General features: G+C 56.2%; 14 protein-coding genes. 10 read left to right on the top strand and 4 right to left on the bottom strand.

Going from position 1 to position 16341, the window contains the following annotated elements; all coding sequences use genetic code 11:
* Nucleotides 1-398: 398 nt before the first annotated feature.
* The 7 genes from DS901_RS11900 to mraY are packed head-to-tail and all read left to right on the top strand — an operon-like array spanning nucleotide 399 to nucleotide 7970.
* Nucleotides 399-893 (top strand): division/cell wall cluster transcriptional repressor MraZ, encoded by a 495-nt coding sequence (locus DS901_RS11900; RefSeq protein ID WP_113777167.1) that lies wholly within the window; start codon nucleotides 399-401, stop codon nucleotides 891-893.
* Between the two features lie 6 nt (nucleotides 894-899).
* Complete coding sequence (rsmH, locus tag DS901_RS11895) at nucleotides 900-1883, top strand: 16S rRNA (cytosine(1402)-N(4))-methyltransferase RsmH (protein ID WP_404932350.1); 984 nt, start codon at nucleotides 900-902, stop codon at nucleotides 1881-1883.
* Entirely contained in the window at nucleotides 1884-2243 is a 360-nt protein-coding gene (ftsL, locus tag DS901_RS11890; RefSeq protein ID WP_113777166.1) for a cell division protein FtsL, read from the top strand. It begins immediately after the preceding gene.
* Complete coding sequence (locus DS901_RS11885) at nucleotides 2240-4024, top strand: peptidoglycan D,D-transpeptidase FtsI family protein (protein WP_113777165.1); 1785 nt, start codon at nucleotides 2240-2242, stop codon at nucleotides 4022-4024. Before ftsL ends, DS901_RS11885 begins: the two co-directional genes overlap by 4 nt.
* 12 nt (nucleotides 4025-4036) lie before the next feature.
* Entirely contained in the window at nucleotides 4037-5521 is a 1485-nt protein-coding gene (locus tag DS901_RS11880; protein WP_113777164.1) for a UDP-N-acetylmuramoyl-L-alanyl-D-glutamate--2,6-diaminopimelate ligase, read from the top strand.
* A complete protein-coding gene (locus DS901_RS11875; protein WP_113777163.1) occupies nucleotides 5518-6879 on the top strand; it encodes a Mur ligase family protein in 1362 nt (453 codons plus the stop codon). The genes DS901_RS11880 and DS901_RS11875 overlap by 4 nt, the downstream gene beginning before the upstream one ends.
* Nucleotides 6880-6887: 8 nt before the next feature.
* A complete protein-coding gene (gene mraY, locus DS901_RS11870) occupies nucleotides 6888-7970 on the top strand; it encodes a phospho-N-acetylmuramoyl-pentapeptide-transferase (protein ID WP_113777162.1) in 1083 nt (360 codons plus the stop codon).
* Between the two features lie 492 nt (nucleotides 7971-8462).
* Here the strand turns inward: mraY and DS901_RS11865 are convergent, their stop codons facing one another.
* The 4 genes from DS901_RS11865 to DS901_RS11850 all read right to left on the bottom strand — a co-directional run bounded on the left by DS901_RS11865 (nucleotide 8463) and on the right by DS901_RS11850 (nucleotide 12545).
* A complete protein-coding gene (locus tag DS901_RS11865; RefSeq protein WP_113777161.1) occupies nucleotides 8463-8957 on the bottom strand; it encodes a ferritin-like domain-containing protein in 495 nt (164 codons plus the stop codon).
* A 452-nt stretch (nucleotides 8958-9409) separates the two neighbouring features.
* Nucleotides 9410-11227, bottom strand: coding sequence for a M3 family oligoendopeptidase (locus DS901_RS11860; protein ID WP_113777160.1), 1818 nt, complete (start codon nucleotides 11225-11227; stop codon nucleotides 9410-9412).
* Between the two features lie 71 nt (nucleotides 11228-11298).
* A complete protein-coding gene (locus DS901_RS11855; RefSeq protein ID WP_113777159.1) occupies nucleotides 11299-12252 on the bottom strand; it encodes an alpha/beta hydrolase in 954 nt (317 codons plus the stop codon).
* Between the two features lie 2 nt (nucleotides 12253-12254).
* Nucleotides 12255-12545 (bottom strand): SCP2 sterol-binding domain-containing protein, encoded by a 291-nt coding sequence (locus DS901_RS11850; protein ID WP_113777158.1) that lies wholly within the window; start codon nucleotides 12543-12545, stop codon nucleotides 12255-12257.
* 40 nt (nucleotides 12546-12585) lie between these two features.
* Between DS901_RS11850 and DS901_RS11845 the strand changes: the two genes are divergently transcribed.
* From DS901_RS11845 to DS901_RS11835, 3 genes are read left to right on the top strand one after another with little or no spacing between them, the layout of a single operon-like run.
* Entirely contained in the window at nucleotides 12586-13179 is a 594-nt protein-coding gene (locus DS901_RS11845; RefSeq protein ID WP_258546716.1) for a hypothetical protein, read from the top strand.
* A gap of 27 nt (nucleotides 13180-13206) precedes the next feature.
* Nucleotides 13207-15924: a helicase-related protein gene (locus DS901_RS11840; RefSeq protein WP_113777157.1), complete on the top strand. Its 2718-nt coding sequence runs from the start codon at nucleotides 13207-13209 to the stop codon at nucleotides 15922-15924.
* Nucleotides 15921-16310, top strand: coding sequence for an RNA-binding S4 domain-containing protein (locus DS901_RS11835; RefSeq protein ID WP_113777156.1), 390 nt, complete (start codon nucleotides 15921-15923; stop codon nucleotides 16308-16310). Before DS901_RS11840 ends, DS901_RS11835 begins: the two co-directional genes overlap by 4 nt.
* Nucleotides 16311-16341: the final 31 nt, after the last annotated feature.

Genomic DNA, 16341 nt, shown 5'->3' with positions numbered 1-16341 from the left:
GTGTTCTGCTACAAATTCCGTAAAATTGAGGTCTGTGCTCGCGTGGTGATGCGTGGCGCTAGGAGGAATTCCCCATAAGGTTCCATAAAATCCCAGAAAACTGTTGATCGGATTGCAATGACCTGTCAAAACAGGTGTACGGAAACGGCGAACACATAATTAATCGGGGCAAAAGAACCCCAACCGGCACAAGCAGGTTTCATACAGGCTTCGTCTTTTTCGAAAACAGATCCGGCGCGTGAGCGAGCAGACATCCCCCAGGTGGCACGCGCAGTCGGACTTTTCCCCCAACGAGGGGAGGACGGCGGATCGCGCAGTGGCAGTTGCACGATCCGCCGTTTCTACATCCAAGGCCGCAGATCGCGGCGCGCGTAACAGGTTAAAAGGACCAAGGGACAGTGGGTCTAAGTTTCACAGGCGAACACACCCAAAAGGTGGACAGCAAGGGGCGCATGTCGATCCCGGCTGATTTTCGTCGTGTGCTTGAAGCTGGCGACCCTGAATGGATCACAGGCCTGTTCCCCCGCATGTATCTTTTGTACGGCGATCACCTGAAAAATCAGTTACACGGCTACACGGTTGCCGAATTCACAGCCTTGGTGGATCAAATCAATGCGTTGCCGCGCGGGTCCGCGAATAAGAAAAAGCTGTCCCGTTTGATCATTGGGCAATCCATTAAGTTGGACGTTGATAAAGACGGCCGCACAGTCATGCCGATCAAGCAGCGTCAAAAGCTGGGCCTGACAGATGGCGAATTGAAATTCAGCGGTCTTGGCGATCACTTTGAAATCTGGAAAGCCGAAACATACGCAGCCGAAATTGCGGATGATATGACTGATTGGCTTGATGCGCAGGGCGACGGTTTTGATCCGCTGAGCTTGCTGGATGAATAGGGATGTATGATGTCTGATCCCGCAAACGGCAAGCCGCACATTCCTGTCCTTATTCGACCGCTCATCGCAGCGGTTTCGCCCGTTTCTGGCGGCTGGCTAGACGGCACATTTGGGGCGGGGGGGTATACCCGCGAATTGCTGGCCGCTGGTGCGGATCAGGTGATCGGTGTGGATCGCGACCCGCTTGCGTTTGAATTGGCTGCTGACTGGGCGGGCGCTTATGGCGATCGGATCAAAATGCAGCTGGGCACATTTTCCAAGCTTGATGAATATGCATCCGATCTTGACGGTGTTGTGCTGGATCTTGGGGTCAGCTCGATGCAGCTTGATTTGGCTGAACGCGGGTTTTCGTTCATGCGTGACGGCCCGCTTGATATGCGCATGTCGCAAGATGGGCCTTCAGCGGCTGATCTGTGCAACACAGCGGACGAAGCTGAACTTGCTGATATCATTTACCTTTACGGCGAAGAACGCGCATCGCGCCGCATTGCGCGCGCGATTGTTGCTGCGCGCCCGCTAACGTCGACTTTGCAGCTAGCCAAGGTTGTTGAAGGTTGTTTGCCGCGCGCAAAGCCGAACCAGTCCCATCCCGCCACCCGCACGTTTCAAGCGCTGCGGATTGCCGTGAATAACGAATACGGCGAATTGGCCGAAGGGTTGATGGCAGCGGAACGCGCGTTGAAACCCGGTGGCCAGTTGGCTGTCGTGACCTTTCATTCTGTCGAAGACCGCATGGTCAAGCGGTTCTTGCAGGCGCGGTCCGGCAATACGGCCAATGCTAACCGTTACGCGCCCGAAACCGCCCAGATCACGCCCGCGTTCCGTATTGAAAAGCGCAAGGCGATCGGCCCTGATGCACAAGAGCTAGAAGAAAATCCAAGGTCGCGGTCGGCCAAACTGCGCGTGGCAATTCGCACGGATGCGCCAGCGCAAGATATCGATCCGGCTGATTTGGGCATGCCGATGAAGAAGCAAAGAGGGGGGCGGTAGATGCGCGGATTCCTTTTTATTATGGCAGCTTTCGCAGTGATGGGGCTGGCGTTTTGGGCCTATCAGGAAAACTATAAAACGCAGGCCACCATGCGCGAAACCCGTGATCTGCACGCACAGATTGGGGCCGCACATGAACGCTTGGGCATGTTGCGTGCGGAATGGGCTTATCTGAACCGCCCAGACCGGCTTGCGGATTTGGCCGAGCTGAATTTTGACCGTCTGGGACTGCTGCCCATAATGCCAGAGGCCTTTGGCCGCGTCGATCAGATCATCTATCCGCTGCCGCCAATCGCGCCGATCACGAATTCGGTGACGCTTTCAAGTGGTGCTTTTGTGCCAGAGGATGATGCGCTATGACCCGTACGCCGCTGCGCCCACTTGCACGGATCCTTAAAGCTCGCGCGTCCGGTGAAAACCCTGACATAATCGAGGCCGAGATTCGCGCCAAGCGTCACGCGGAGATGCACGATAAAGCCCGTCAACGCGCTGAGGGGCGGCTGTTGGTGCTGGGGCTCGCGTTTTTTTGTGCCTTTGTGACCATCGGCGCGCGGATGGGGACGCTTGCGTCATCCGTTCCGATGGAGCCCCGTGCAGCAACGGTAGGCAACCCGATTATTGGCCAACGTTCCGATATCGTGGATCGCAATGGGCGGATGCTGGCGACGAACCTTGCGACCCATTCGCTTTATGCTCATCCGCGCGATATGATTGATCCCGAACATGCCGCCACTGGGCTTGCCGCAATTTTCCCGGAACTAGATGCGGATGAATTGCTAGAGGATTTCACAGGCGAGCGCCGCTTCTTGTGGATCAGGCGCCAGATCAGCCCAGAGCAGATGCAAGCCGTGCATGACATCGGCAGCCCCGGCCTGCTCTTTGGGCCACGCGAAATGCGGCTTTATCCCAATGGGCCGATTGCGGCGCATATCTTGGGTGGGGCCAGCTATGGCCGCGAAGGTGTCGCCAGCGCTGAGGTCATTGGTGTCGCAGGCGTAGAGCGTCAGTTTGATGGCTTCCTGCGTGATCCAGCGAACGAAGGCGCGCCGCTGGAATTGTCGATTGATCTAACGGTGCAAGCTGCATCCGAAGAAGTGCTTGCGGGTGGCATGTCGATCATGAGCGCAAAGGGTGCGACGTCTATCTTGATGGATGTCCACACGGGCGAGATTATTTCGATGGTGTCGCTGCCTGACTTTGATCCCAATAATCGCCCGCGCGTGCTGACCACGGGCGACCAATCCGACAGCCCGCTGTTTAACCGTGCGGTGCAAGGTGTCTACGAGTTGGGATCAACGTTTAAGATTTTTGCTGTTGCCCAGGCGATGGAGCTGGGTTTGGTCAATGCTAACACGATGATCGACACCCAAGGGCCGCTCACGTGGGGCCGTTTTCGAATCCGTGATTTTCATGACTACGGGCCAGAACTGTCGACCACGGATGTGATCGTCGAATCCTCGAACGTCGGGACCGCCCGTATTGCCATGCAAATTGGTGCAGATCGTCAGCGCGCATTCCTAAATACGCTGGGTTTCTTGCAGCCAACGCCAGTCGAGATGATCGAAGCCCCCACGGGCAAACCTTTGCTGCCCGCCAATTGGTCAGAGCTTTCTGCGATGACGATTTCTTATGGGCACGGGCTGTCAACTTCGCCGCTGCATTTGGCGACGGCCTATGCGTCCATTGCAAACGGCGGGTTGCGGGTCGAACCGACATTGCTGCGCGTCGATAACCCAGAGCCGGGCCCACGTGTTATGTCGGATGCTGTCGCGCAGTCTGCCGTTCATATGCTGCGCCAAGTTGTTGTACGCGGTACCGCGTCGTTCGGAGAGGTCGCAGGCTATGAGGTCGCGGGGAAAACCGGAACCGCTGATAAAGCGCGCGAAAACGGCGGCGGCTACTACGATGACAAGGTTATCGCGACCTTTGCATCCGTGTTCCCTGCAAGCGATCCGCAATATGTATTGATTGTGACCTTGGACGAGCCGACAATCTACACACTAGGCGAGGACCGCCGCACCGCTGGTTGGACCGCTGTGCCCGTTGCTGCTGAAATGATCCGCCGTGTCGCACCGCTTTTGGGCCTGCGCCCGCATGTGGACAGCGCACAGCCCGTGGGTGTAACACTCACCTCAAATTGATCGAGGCATACAATGAAAACACTGGCGGAACTGGGGCTGACGGCGCAAGGCGGTCGCGAGGCCCAGATCAAAGGGCTGACCGTGGACAGCCGCAACGTATCCCCCGGTGATCTTTTTGCAGCTTTGCCCGGCGCCACTGTGCATGGTGGCAATTTCATCGCAAAAGCGGTAGATATGGGTGCAGCCGCGATTTTGACTGATGCAAAAGGCGCGCAGATTGCCGCTGACGTGCTGATAGATGCTGGCGTTGCTGTCATTGTCGCACAAGACCCACGCCAGACGCTGGCGCAAACCGCGTCACTTTGGTTTGGCCCGCATCCGCAAACTGTTGTTGCGGTGACCGGGACGAACGGGAAAACGTCCGTTTCGACATTCTGCCGCCAAATCTGGGAGGAAATGGACCTCGCCGGTGTGAATATCGGGACCACTGGCGTTGAAGGGGCGTGGACCCATCCGCTGCGCCATACCACACCTGAACCGATCACCTTGCACCGTGTTATGGCGCAGGCCACGCAAAACGGCGTGACCCATGTCGCGATGGAGGCTTCCAGCCACGGTTTGGATCAGCGCCGTCTTGATGGCGTGGTCTTGGCGGCGGCCGGATTCACAAATTTCACCCAAGATCATCTAGACTATCACGAAACCTTTGATGCGTATTTTGATGCGAAAATGGGTCTGTTTACCCGCGTTTTGGCCGATGATGGTGTGGCGGTAGTCAATCTTGATGACCCAAGAGGCACGCTGGTTGCGCAGATCTGCGCGGAGCGCGGCCAAGAAGTCATTGGCGTCGGCCGTGTTGACGCCGCGCGTTTGCGTCTGATGGGGCAGCGTTTTGACGCGACAGGCCAAGACGTGTTGTTTGAATGGCAAGGCAAGCCACATCATCTGCGGCTTGCGCTGATTGGCGGGTTTCAGGCGGATAACGTGTTGCTGGCTGCTGGGCTTGTCATCGCGGCGGGGGCGGAGCCTCAGGACGTGTTTGATGCGCTGCCGCATTTGGGCACCGTACATGGCCGGATGGAGCTTGCCGCGACCCGCGAAAACGAGGCTGCCGTGTTTGTGGATTACGCCCATACGCCGGACGCCGTGAAAACCGCCCTGACCGCGATGCGCCCCCATGTGATGGGGCGGATCATCGCGATTGTGGGCGCTGGCGGGGACCGGGATACGGGCAAGCGACCATTGATGGGGGCTGCGGCGGCGCAGCACGCGGATATCGTGATCGTTTCTGACGATAACCCCCGCTCCGAAGATCCGGCCGCGATCCGTGCCGCTGTATTGGGAGGGGCCGTTGCCGAGGATGCGGCGGAGGTATCCGAAGTTGGGGACCGAGCCGAGGCGATCTTGCGTGCTGTTGATATGCTGCGTCCCGGCGATGCGCTACTTATCGCGGGCAAGGGGCACGAAACGGGCCAGACCATTGGTGATACGGTGCTGCCATTTGATGATGTCGAACAGGCAAGCATGGCTGTCGCCGTTTTGGATGGCCGGATATGACAGCGCTTTGGGCCGGCGAAGATGTGATCGCAGCGATCGGCAGCCAAGGGTCAGATGATTGGAATGCGTTTGGCATCAGCACTGATGCTGATACCACCAAACCGGGTGATCTGTTTGTCGCGGTGAACGGTGCGGTCAAAACAGCCTTTGCGAACGGGGCGGTTGCGGCAATTGTCAGCGACATCGATAAAGACATTACCCAGCCGCAGCTTAAGGTCGCTGATCCGCGCGCCGCGCTTGCTGATCTGGCCCGCGCCGCCCGGTTTCGTAGCCGCGCGAAAATTGTGGCCGTTAGCGGATCTGCCGGCAAAACTGCGACGGTTGGGATGTTGCATGAGATGTTGGCAGGGCAGGGGCGCTGCCATGCGCCGCTTGCGCTAGGGCAGAATGTAGCACTTGCTCTCGCAACGTTGCCGCAAGAGGCAGATTTTGCCGTGATAAAATGTTGCGCGGGTCGTGCAAAAGAGACTGCACAGCTTGTGCGACTGCTACAGCCACAGGTCGCGCTGGTTATGGGGGCGGATGTGACCGCCGCCGAGATAGCTTTGATTGCGACCGGGCTTAGCGTTGATGGTTTTGTGATATTTCACGGTGAAGATACCCCTACCAAAGAACTGGATGCCAGTATCGCACAAAGGCAGGTGATCAGGTTTGGCGCGGCGGGTAATGATTGGACATTGCGGCAGGTTCGGCTCGGGGCGGATGTCACGGTTGTGATGGCCAAAGGCATGGGACAGGATTACCTGTTCAAACTTGGTGTGCCGGGGCGGCAATTCGCACTTTATGCGCTTGGGGCTTTGGCTGCGGTGACGGCCATTGGCGCCGATCCGGTGACTGCTACGCTTGATCTGGCGCGATGGGCGCCGCCCGCCGGGCGCGGCAGTATCGAAAACATCGTGCTTGATCCGGCCCGCGACGGTGAAACGCTCCGCCTTATTAACGACGCGGCCAATGCACACCCTGCTACGATGGACACCGCGTTCGAAGTCATTGCGACAAGCAAACCCAACGATAACGTCGGGCGCATTGTTAAAGGACGGCGGGTCGCGTTTCTAGGCGACATGGGCGGCGTCAATACGCAGTCTGCGGTGCTACACCGCAACTTGGCGGCAAATGAATATTTACAAAAACTAGATCAGGTTCACTGCATTGGTCCGCAGATCTACCCGCTTTGGCGTGCATTGCCGCAGCATCAACGCGGCCAATGGGCGCAAACGGCATCAGACCTTGCCCCGCAAGTGTCAAAGCTGGTCGATGCGGGCGATGTTGTCTTGGTAAAAGGCACAGCGAGTAGTAAAACGACGCTGGTCGTTGACGCCATCCGCAAACTCGGGCATCGCCGCCCGCAAGAAGAATAGGATATTTTATGCTTTATTGGCTTACGTCACTGTCAGATGGCGGCGATTTTTTCAATTTGTTCCGTTATATTACATTCCGGGCGGGTGGCGCGTTTATGACGGCCTTGCTGTTTGGGTTCATCTTTGGGCCGCCGCTGATCAATGTGTTGCGGCGTAAACAGGGCAAAGGCCAACCGATCCGTGACGACGGCCCCGAAGGGCATTTTGTCAAAGCGGGCACGCCAACCATGGGCGGGCTACTCATTGTGGGGGCATTGACCTTTTCGACCCTGCTATGGGCGCGGCTGGATAATCCGTTTGTCTGGATGGTGCTTTTTGTGACCCTGTCGTTTGCGGCGATTGGGTTTGCGGATGACTATGCCAAAGTGTCCAAACAGAATACGGCCGGTGTTTCAGGTAAGGTGCGGATTTTGTTGGGTATTCTGATTGCCGCCATCGCGGGTTACTGGGCGGCGGCCTATCACCCTGACGATTTGACCAATCAGCTTGCCTTGCCCGTCTTTAAAGACACGTTGATTAATTTGGGCATTCTGTTCGTGCCATTTTGTGTGGTCGTGATTGTGGGTGCCGCGAATGCAGTGAACCTGACTGATGGGCTAGATGGGCTTGCAATTATGCCTGTGATGATCGCCGCGGCGACATTTGGGATCATCGCCTATGCTGTAGGCCGGACCGATTTTACCGAATATCTTGATGTCCACTATGTGCCGCAAACCGGCGAAATCCTCGTGTTTTCTGCGGGGCTGATCGGGGGCGGGCTTGGGTTCTTGTGGTACAACGCCCCGCCAGCCGCCGTGTTTATGGGCGATACAGGGTCATTGGCCTTGGGCGGCGCACTTGGCGCGATTGCGGTAGCCACCAAACACGAGATCGTTCTGGCCATTGTCGGCGGTTTGTTCGTCGCCGAAGCGCTCAGCGTGATTATCCAAGTGCTGTATTTCAAGCGCACCGGAAAACGCGTGTTCCTCATGGCACCAATTCACCACCACTACGAGAAAAAAGGCTGGGCCGAACCGCAAATCGTGATCCGCTTCTGGATCATATCACTGATCCTTGCGATGATCGGGCTGGCGACGCTGAAGGTGCGGTAGAGGAAATGAAATGAAGGTCAATCGATTTTGACTTTCATCGTGCGTGCGGGGCCAGAACGAGAAAACTGGTATAGCTGACGTTAAAATGAAACGCAGCGAAAGCCTGCTTCGAGCCCATTTTACCAGCTTTCTGCCTAGCAGCGAAAGTCCGGTTTGGGAAAGCAAACAATGCCCTCCCAAGACAATTTCTCCCTTTAGCGACAGCTTGTGGGTCGCACTATTGCCGTGCTCTTGGGGCCATTAAAGGTGGATATTTCACAATCCCGCGGTTCAATTTCGCATGATTAACCCTGACGCAGTGTCTAGCCAAAATATTTTCAAGATAGGCATAAGATAAACACATTGCATCTATAAATTGACGTTGTGCATCCTTGGCCTCTTGGTTTGTCTATCTATAGCACACCGCGGACAGGCAGATCTACCAGACGGAACATAACGAAACGGGCCGCCGCTACGACAGGCGGCGGCCCCTAACATCTACGAAATTCAATTCTACGCGGCTGCTGCGTTTATACCTCCGGATGCTATCTCGGTCATAGTGCGATCGCCGTCATATGTCTTGTCGAGGCACTCCTGCAATACCGCACCGTCGCCATCGTGACCCAACCGGTTGGCAAATGCGACGAGACAACCGTACCCCGCCAGACCGTAATGCACCATGCGCTGATATTGCGTGATAATCACTGCATCGCGCGTATCATCATCACCAAAGGATTCATTGAGTGCATGCGCTTTGGCTTCTTTCACCAGACCTGCCATGCCCATGCAATGCTCACCATTGGGTTTGATGCCATGCTTCTGGCAGACTTCGGCAATCTTTTCTATGCCATCTTGGATGCCGTTGGTGCCGGCAATCAACGCTTCGGACAGGCTTTTGTCCTGTGCAGCACGTCCCAGTTCAGTCACGATTTCAAGAGATTGCTTGTTGGCACTCCACAGATCCCGTAACTGATCGTGGTACACGTCTTCAAGGGATTGCATCGTCATTTTGTGATCCTTTCTGTTCAGGTTGACTTCGTCGGATCAACAAATTGGCAGCCGAAGAGTTCCACTAAGATTTTGTGCAGCACCGCACCATGCCGCCAATTCTCTATAATGGAAGCTGAAGCACACAAACGCTTAAGCGTTAGAAACGGCTGCACTCAATGCGCTGCAAGCAGCTAATCGGCTGATCGACGCGAAGGTCAGAAAGTCCGGATAGCGTTGAAAAAGGCGGCTGGTGGATTTCCTTTGCGAATTTTTAGGAAGCCATTGTGCTTCGACGGGAACTACCCGTAAATCGGAGGTCATTATCTAGTTTGAAAATCAACGTCAAAAACGGTCGTTGGCGCAGCCGCAGCGAAACGGCGCTTTGTCCGCAACGAAGGCATTCCATCAACTTGTCGCGAATGTCCGGTGTTGATCAGTGGGCGGCGCGGTTTGAAGCGCCGCCTAAACACTTAGTCTTCCATTGCTTCGAGTTCATCAATGAAGCCTTCGATCATGGATAGGCCTTTGTCCCAGAATTTCGGGTCTGACGCGTCTAGCCCGAAGGGGGCCAGCAGGTCTTTGTGGTGTTTGGACCCACCTGCGCGCAGCATGTCGAAATATTTGGTTTGAAAGTCTGGGTCGCCTTCGGCGTAGACCGCGTAAAGCGCGTTCACCAGCCCGTCGCCGAACGCATAGGCGTAGACGTAGAAGGGCGAATGCACAAAATGCGGGATGTAGGACCAGAAGGTTTCATAGCCGGGTGCAAAATCGAACACCTCGCCCAGTGATTCCGCCTGCACCGACATCCACAGCGCATTGATGTCGTCGGGTGTGAGTTCGCCTTCGGCGCGGGCCGCGTGTAGTTTACATTCGAAGTCATAAAACGCGATCTGGCGCACGACCGTGTTGATCATATCCTCGACCTTACCGGCGAGCAGGACTTTGCGTTCTTCTTTGGTTTTGGCCCCGTCCAGTAGTTTTTGGAATGTCAGCATCTCGCCAAAGACAGAGGCCGTTTCGGCCAATGTCAACGGAGTAGATGACAGCAGTTCACCCTGCTCAGCGGCAAGCACCTGGTGCACACCGTGGCCCAATTCATGCGCCAATGTCATCACGTCGCGTGGTTTGCCCAAATAGTTGAGCATCACATAGGGGTGGACAGGCGTGACGGTTGGGTGGGCAAATGCGCCGGGGGCTTTGCCGGGTTTGACGGCGGCGTCAATCCAGCCTTTGTCAAAGAACGGCTGTGCGATTTCAGCCATTTTGGGGTCAAAATCGGCGTAGGCGGTCATTACGGTCTCGCGGGCTTCGTCCCAATCGACGGTGCGCGTGGTTTCCATCGGCAGCGGCGCGTTGCGGTCCCATGTTTGCATCCGCTCTAGCCCAAGCCATTTTGCCTTAAGTGCATAATAGCGGTGCGACAGGCGGGGGTAGGCGGCAACAACGGCATTGCGTAGGGCCTCGACCACTTCGGGTTCTACGTGGTTCGATAGGTGCCGACCGGCCTGTGGGCTTGGCATTTTGCGCCAGCGGTCTTCGATCTCTTTCTCTTTGGCTAGCGTGTTATGGACGCGGGCAAAGGTTTTGATGTTGTCTTGGAACACGGCGGCCAGCGCATGGGTTGCGGCTTCGCGTTTTGCGCGGTCTTGTTCGGTTAAGAGGTTTAGCGTGGCTTCAAGGTTCAACGTTTCACCATCCACATCAAATTCGAGCCCGGCCATTGTTTCATCAAACAGACGGTTCCAAGCTGCGGCCCCAACGGTGGACTGGTCATGTAAAAACTGTTCCAGCTCGTCTGACAGTTGGTGTGGCTTCATCGCACGCATGCGGTCAAACACGGGTTTATAACGTGCCAAATCCACGTTGTCTGCCAATAGGCCTGCGAGATGATCGTCGTTTATCCGGTTGAATTCCAAACCATAAAATACAAGCGGGGTGGTTGCGTTGGTGATCTGGTCTTGGCAATCGGCCATGAATTTAGCGCGGTCGCTATCAGTGGTGATCTGGTAATAGCGCAGCCCCGCAAAGGACATGATCCGCCCTGCGATCACGTCAATTTGTTCATAGCGCTGGACCGCTTGCAGCAGCCCTGCCGCTTCAAGCGTCGCAAGCTTGCCCGCGTAATCCGCCGCAAATGCCGCGCATTCCGTATCCAGCCAGGCCAAATCACGGATCAATTCCGGTGCATCAGGGCTGGCGTAAAGGTCGGTCAGGTCCCATTCGGGCAGGTCGCCGAAACTTTTGCCACCTTGGGCGTTCGCGTCAAATACAGGTGTTGGGAAATTCATGTCATACCTCGTTGTTTGGGCATAACATAGGTGTGCTGGGGGGCAGTTGAAAGCCCCCAGCGCGTATCGATTTAGGCGATCACTTTGGCGCGTATTGCCGCTTCAAAATGTGCGGCGGCTGCGTCAATCATTTCTGTTTGAACGGCACGATCCATGAGCATTTCATGTTGCCCCCCCGCGATAAGCCGTAGTTCTCCGTTTGGCCAACGCCCCATACGTTCGCGAATCCGGGTTGGGTCAACGATGGCTTCGTTACTGCCAAGGAACGTCAGGCAGGGGATGTTCTGCGGTGATTGCAGCTGATTCAGGCGGTGCATTTCACGCAGCGACGTATTCAGCCAGCGCAGTGACGGCCCGCCAAGCGCCAGATCAGGATGGCTGCGTAGTTGATCGCCCAATGTTTCAAACATTGCCCGATCATTGGTCAGCGCATTGCCTTCAAAGGCGGCGCGCAGCACGTAGGGTTGTTCAAACTGGCCCGGCGCCAGTGTTTCGTCAAAGCCAAGCTGGCGGCTGACGGCCGAAAGCCCCCAAGCAATGGGGCGCAGCGCGACAGACATCTGAATGCCCCACATCGGCGCAGAAAACATCGCCGCTTTGATATCAAGCCCTTCATTCAAGGCGCGCAACCCAATGCAGCCGCCCATCGAATGGCCGATCAAGAAATAGGGTTTCGGCATGTTTTGCGCCTTCGCATAGGCAACGACCGCCGCGACATCATACTGAAAGTCGCGAAAACTGCCAACATGGCCAATTGCGCGGTTCGGGGTCATCCGGTCCGATATACCTTGCCCGCGCCAATCGACAACAACAGAGGCAAAGCCACGATCATGCAGCGCTTTGGCGGTTGCGCCGTATTTTTCGATAAATTCTGTGCGCCCCGGAAAGATAAGAACCGTTCCTTGCGCATTTGATTTGTTCCAATGGCCCACGCGAATGCGCAGCCCGTCAGAAGTTTTCAACCAATGGGCGGCACCACCTGCGGGTCCATGTGCAATGTCGTCAAAAAGGGGTGCCGTTTCCATGTTTATCCTAATACGCTCGCGAGCTTCATTGCTTGACCCATGTCGCCATCAACCGTCAGCTTGCCTGTCATAAAGGCGGTTGTTGGGTTCAGTTCACCATCAAGGATCGCTTTAAATGTTTCGGTGTCTGCGGTCAGTGACACATCTGCATCGTCGTCGCTAGCGCGTGCGCCATCAGCGTCGATGACAATCGCACCTTCGCCTTCGATCACAAACTTTGCAGCGCCATCAAAGCCCGCGCCGTCCATTTTTGCGTTCAGGGCGGCTACGGCCTCGGTCACAACATCGCTCATATTTTTCGTCCTTCTTGGTTGATGTGGCGGCCTCCCTCTGGTGTTGGCCGCGTTCTGCGTTACATTGGTCTTTATGGTTACGCTGACACATCGCATCAAACGTATCGTTACGGCACTTTCATTGGCAGTCGGGTTTTCCTTACCTGCGCTGGCCCAAGAAACGACGCTGGACGAATTATATCAAGACCTGCTCGCCGCGGATGCAGGCGCATATGCAGCGATTGAGGATGAAATATTCGCGACCTGGGACAAAAGCCGCTCACCGGCGATGGATTTGCTTTTGCAGCGCGGGGCAGATTCGCTTTTGGACGGTAACCCTGAGGCTGCGGTTGAGCATTATACCGCGTTGATCGATCATGCGCCGCATTTTGCAGGTGGCTATTTTGGACGCGCGTCTGCCTATTACATATTGGGACTTACCGGGCCTGCGTTGAACGATATTGCGCGGGTTTTGCAAATCGATCCGCGCCAATTCCGCGCAATTGATGGCTTGGCCGTGATTATGGAGGATCTTCAGCGCCCCGAGGATGCGTTAGAGCTGTATCAGATGATTCTTGCGATCAATCCGCAGTCGGTTCCGACCATGGATGCGGTCGCGCGCTTGCAATTGCAACTTGAAGGTGAGGCGCTGTAAGGCGCTCAGCACGATTTAAGGACCCTCATGACAAGCGCGCGTATCACGGCTGTTTTAGGCCCGACGAACACCGGCAAAACCCATTACGCGATCCAGCGGATGCTATCGCATCGCACAGGGGTTATTGGGCTGCCGTTGCGTTTGCTTGCACGCGAGGTTTATGACCGAATCGTTGCCGTGCGCGGCCCCGGTGTCGTCGCGCTGATTACGGGTGAAGAACGAATCGTGCCGCCACGTGCCGCCTATTGGGTCTGTACCGTCGAAGCGATGCCCGAAGGTATGGGCGCAGATTTTCTGGCCATCGACGAAATCCAGCTTTGCGCCGACCCTGAACGCGGCCATGTGTTTACAGACCGATTGCTACATGCACGGGGATTGCATGAAACCTTGTTTTTAGGTGCCGATACAATGCGCGGCGCGATTTCTGCGATGGTGCCAGAGGCGCAGTTTATGTACCGCGATCGCATGTCGCAGTTGACCTATACGGGTTCGAAAAAGATAAGTCGTATGCCTGCACGCGCTGCAATCGTTGGTTTTTCAGTTGAAAATGTCTATGCGATTGCAGAATTGCTGCGCCGCACCAAAGGCGGGGCGGCAGTCGTGATGGGCGCGCTTAGTCCGCGCACACGCAATGCGCAGGTCGAAATGTACCAAAATGGGGATGTTGATTATCTTGTGGCGACAGATGCCATCGGGATGGGGCTGAACCTTGATATTTCGCACGTCGCGTTTTCGTCGCTGATCAAATTTGACGGGCACCGGATGCGGCATTTGCAGCCACAAGAACTGGCGCAAATTGCGGGCCGGGCAGGGCGGCATATTGAAAACGGCACATTTGGGGTGACGGGCGAAGCCCCGCCATTAGACGAAGAAGTTGCCGAAGCGATCACCGAACACCAATTCGCACCGGTAAATAAATTACATTGGCGAAACAGTCGGTTGCAGTTTGGGTCCGTCAAGCGCCTGATCGCGACACTGGAAGAACGCACCGACGACCGCTGGCTGACCCGCGTGCGCGAAAGCGATGACCTTAAGGCGTTGAAGGCGCTCAGCGGGGATACCGAAGTCGCTGCACGCGCCAGTGATGGCCCGTCAGTTAAACTGCTGTGGGAGGTCTGCCGCGTTCCCGACTTTCGCGGCATTTCGGCAGGTGAACACGCCAACCTTTTGACCCACATCTACAATGACCTGCACCAACTTGGGCATGTCTCGGCCAATTGGTTCGGGTTGCAGGTGCGCCGCATTGACCGTGTGGACGGTGACATCGATACTTTGTCAAAACGACTCGCCTACATTCGGACTTGGACCTATGTTGCGCAGCGCAATGGATGGTTGCGTGACGAAAACCATTGGCGCGACGAGACGCGCGCTGTAGAAGACCGACTATCAGACGCGCTGCATAGTGCGCTCACACAAAGATTTGTGGACCGGCGGACAAGCATTTTGCTTCGGCGGCTCAAACAGAAGGAGAGCCTTTTGGCTGACGTAAACGACAAAGGTGAAGTAACCGTCGAAGGCGAATTCGTCGGACGGTTAGAAGGTTTCCAGTTCCGTATGGACAAGGCCGGAAGCCCCGATGAGGCCAAGACATTGCGTCAGGCATCTGTGCAGGCGTTGGTGCCGCAGTTCCACCTGCTGGCAGATCGGTTTTACAACGCGCCCGATCCTGAGATTGATTTCACCGAACAAGGTGGGTTGATGTGGGGCGATCAGGCCGTTGGGAAATTGGTTGCCGGGTCTGATCCGTTTAAGCCGGGTGTCGCAGCTTTCGTTGATGATGAAGCTGGCGAAGACGTGGCCGCAAAGGTGCAGCGCCGCTTGCAGCATTTCATTGACCGCAAGATCGCGGCTGGCTTCGAAGGCCTGCTTGCGCTGAAAAACGACGAGACGCTGACAGGTGCGGCCAAAGGGTTCGCTTACCGGATGGCCGAAGGTTTTGGCATCATCACGCGTGGCGAAGTCGCGGAAGAAGTCAAAGCGCTTGATCAAGACGCCCGTGGCGCATTGCGCAAACACGGTGTGCGTTTTGGTCAGTTCACGATCTTTCAGCCGCTTTTGTTAAAACCTGCCGCAACGCGTTTGCGTTTGGTGCTTTGGTCGCTGTCCAAGGGCCTACAGGAATTCCCCGAATCCCCACCACCGGGCCTGGTCACTGTGCCTGCGGCCAAAGACGCCGTGCCGGGGTTCTATGCGATGTCGGGTTACCGCGCAGCGGGTGAACGTGCGATTCGGATCGATATGCTGGAACGGCTGGCAGATATGCTGCGCGACAAAGACAGCCGTGGTGGTTTCGAAGCCAACCCCGATATGCTGTCGATTACGGGTATGACGCTTGAACAATTCGCGGATTTGATGGCTGGGCTTGGCTATAAGGCTGAAAAAGGTGAGCGCGAAAAAGTCAAAGCGGCACCGGTTGCCACAGATGACGCGCCAAAAGTTGACGCAACGCCGGCAGAAACCCCAGAGGCAAAGCCGGTTGCCGATGCAGAAGCGGCCCCTGCCGAAGAAGCAGCGCCTGAAATGGAAGTGTTTTATACCTTCACTTGGGGTGGCCGTGCCGCACGGGTTGCGCGCCCGCAAGGTGATCGGCCGCGCGGCAAACCAAAAGGAAAGCCAAAGGGCAAAGGCAAACCGCAAGGCGGTGGCAACAAGCCACAAACATTTGCGGCCAAGCCCAAGCGCGAAAAGCAGATTGATCCCGATAACCCGTTTGCCGCCGCATTGGCTGGGTTCAAAAAGGATTGACCGAAGCGCCCCGGCAAACGATCCGGCTGGATAAATGGCTCTGGCAGGCGCGGTTTTTCAAATCGCGCAGCCTTGCTGCCGGGGTGGTCACATCTGGCAAAGTGCGTATCGACGGCAACCCCGTGAGCAAGCCCGCGCGTGGCGTTGGGGCAGGGGATGTGCTGACCTTCACACAAGCGGATGCCACGAAGGTTGTGCGAATCCTTGGGCTAGGAACGCGTCGGGGGCCTGCACCCGAAGCGCAGGCATTATACGAAGATATGTCGCCCGTCGTAGAACGCCGTCCCTATAATCCGGGCGGCGACAGAAAAGGTCGCCCAACAAAGAAGCAACGCAGGGATATGATGACGCATCGTGCTACCGATGCATCTTTCGACCTTGAATGACTGTGCAGTCTATTCTAGCAAGACCTTTGTT

This window comes from Loktanella sp. D2R18 (genome assembly GCF_003318235.1).
Classification (GTDB): Bacteria; Pseudomonadota; Alphaproteobacteria; order Rhodobacterales; family Rhodobacteraceae; genus Yoonia.
The sequence above is the reverse complement of the archived record's forward strand: the minus strand, read 5'-3'. Positions and strand labels throughout refer to the sequence as shown.

Coding starts and splice junctions, on each gene's coding strand:
- DS901_RS11885 (WP_113777165.1), top strand. CDS start 2,240: ATGACCCGTACGCCGCTGCGCCCACTTGCACGGATCCTTAAAGCTCGC.
- DS901_RS11865 (WP_113777161.1), bottom strand. CDS start 8,957: ATGACGATGCAATCCCTTGAAGACGTGTACCACGATCAGTTACGGGAT.
- DS901_RS11850 (WP_113777158.1), bottom strand. CDS start 12,545: ATGAGCGATGTTGTGACCGAGGCCGTAGCCGCCCTGAACGCAAAAATG.
- ftsL (WP_113777166.1), top strand. CDS start 1,884: ATGCGCGGATTCCTTTTTATTATGGCAGCTTTCGCAGTGATGGGGCTG.
- DS901_RS11855 (WP_113777159.1), bottom strand. CDS start 12,252: ATGGAAACGGCACCCCTTTTTGACGACATTGCACATGGACCCGCAGGT.
- mraY (WP_113777162.1), top strand. CDS start 6,888: ATGCTTTATTGGCTTACGTCACTGTCAGATGGCGGCGATTTTTTCAAT.
- DS901_RS11880 (WP_113777164.1), top strand. CDS start 4,037: ATGAAAACACTGGCGGAACTGGGGCTGACGGCGCAAGGCGGTCGCGAG.
- rsmH (WP_404932350.1), top strand. CDS start 900: ATGATGTCTGATCCCGCAAACGGCAAGCCGCACATTCCTGTCCTTATT.
- DS901_RS11875 (WP_113777163.1), top strand. CDS start 5,518: ATGACAGCGCTTTGGGCCGGCGAAGATGTGATCGCAGCGATCGGCAGC.
- DS901_RS11860 (WP_113777160.1), bottom strand. CDS start 11,227: ATGAATTTCCCAACACCTGTATTTGACGCGAACGCCCAAGGTGGCAAA.
- DS901_RS11840 (WP_113777157.1), top strand. CDS start 13,207: ATGACAAGCGCGCGTATCACGGCTGTTTTAGGCCCGACGAACACCGGC.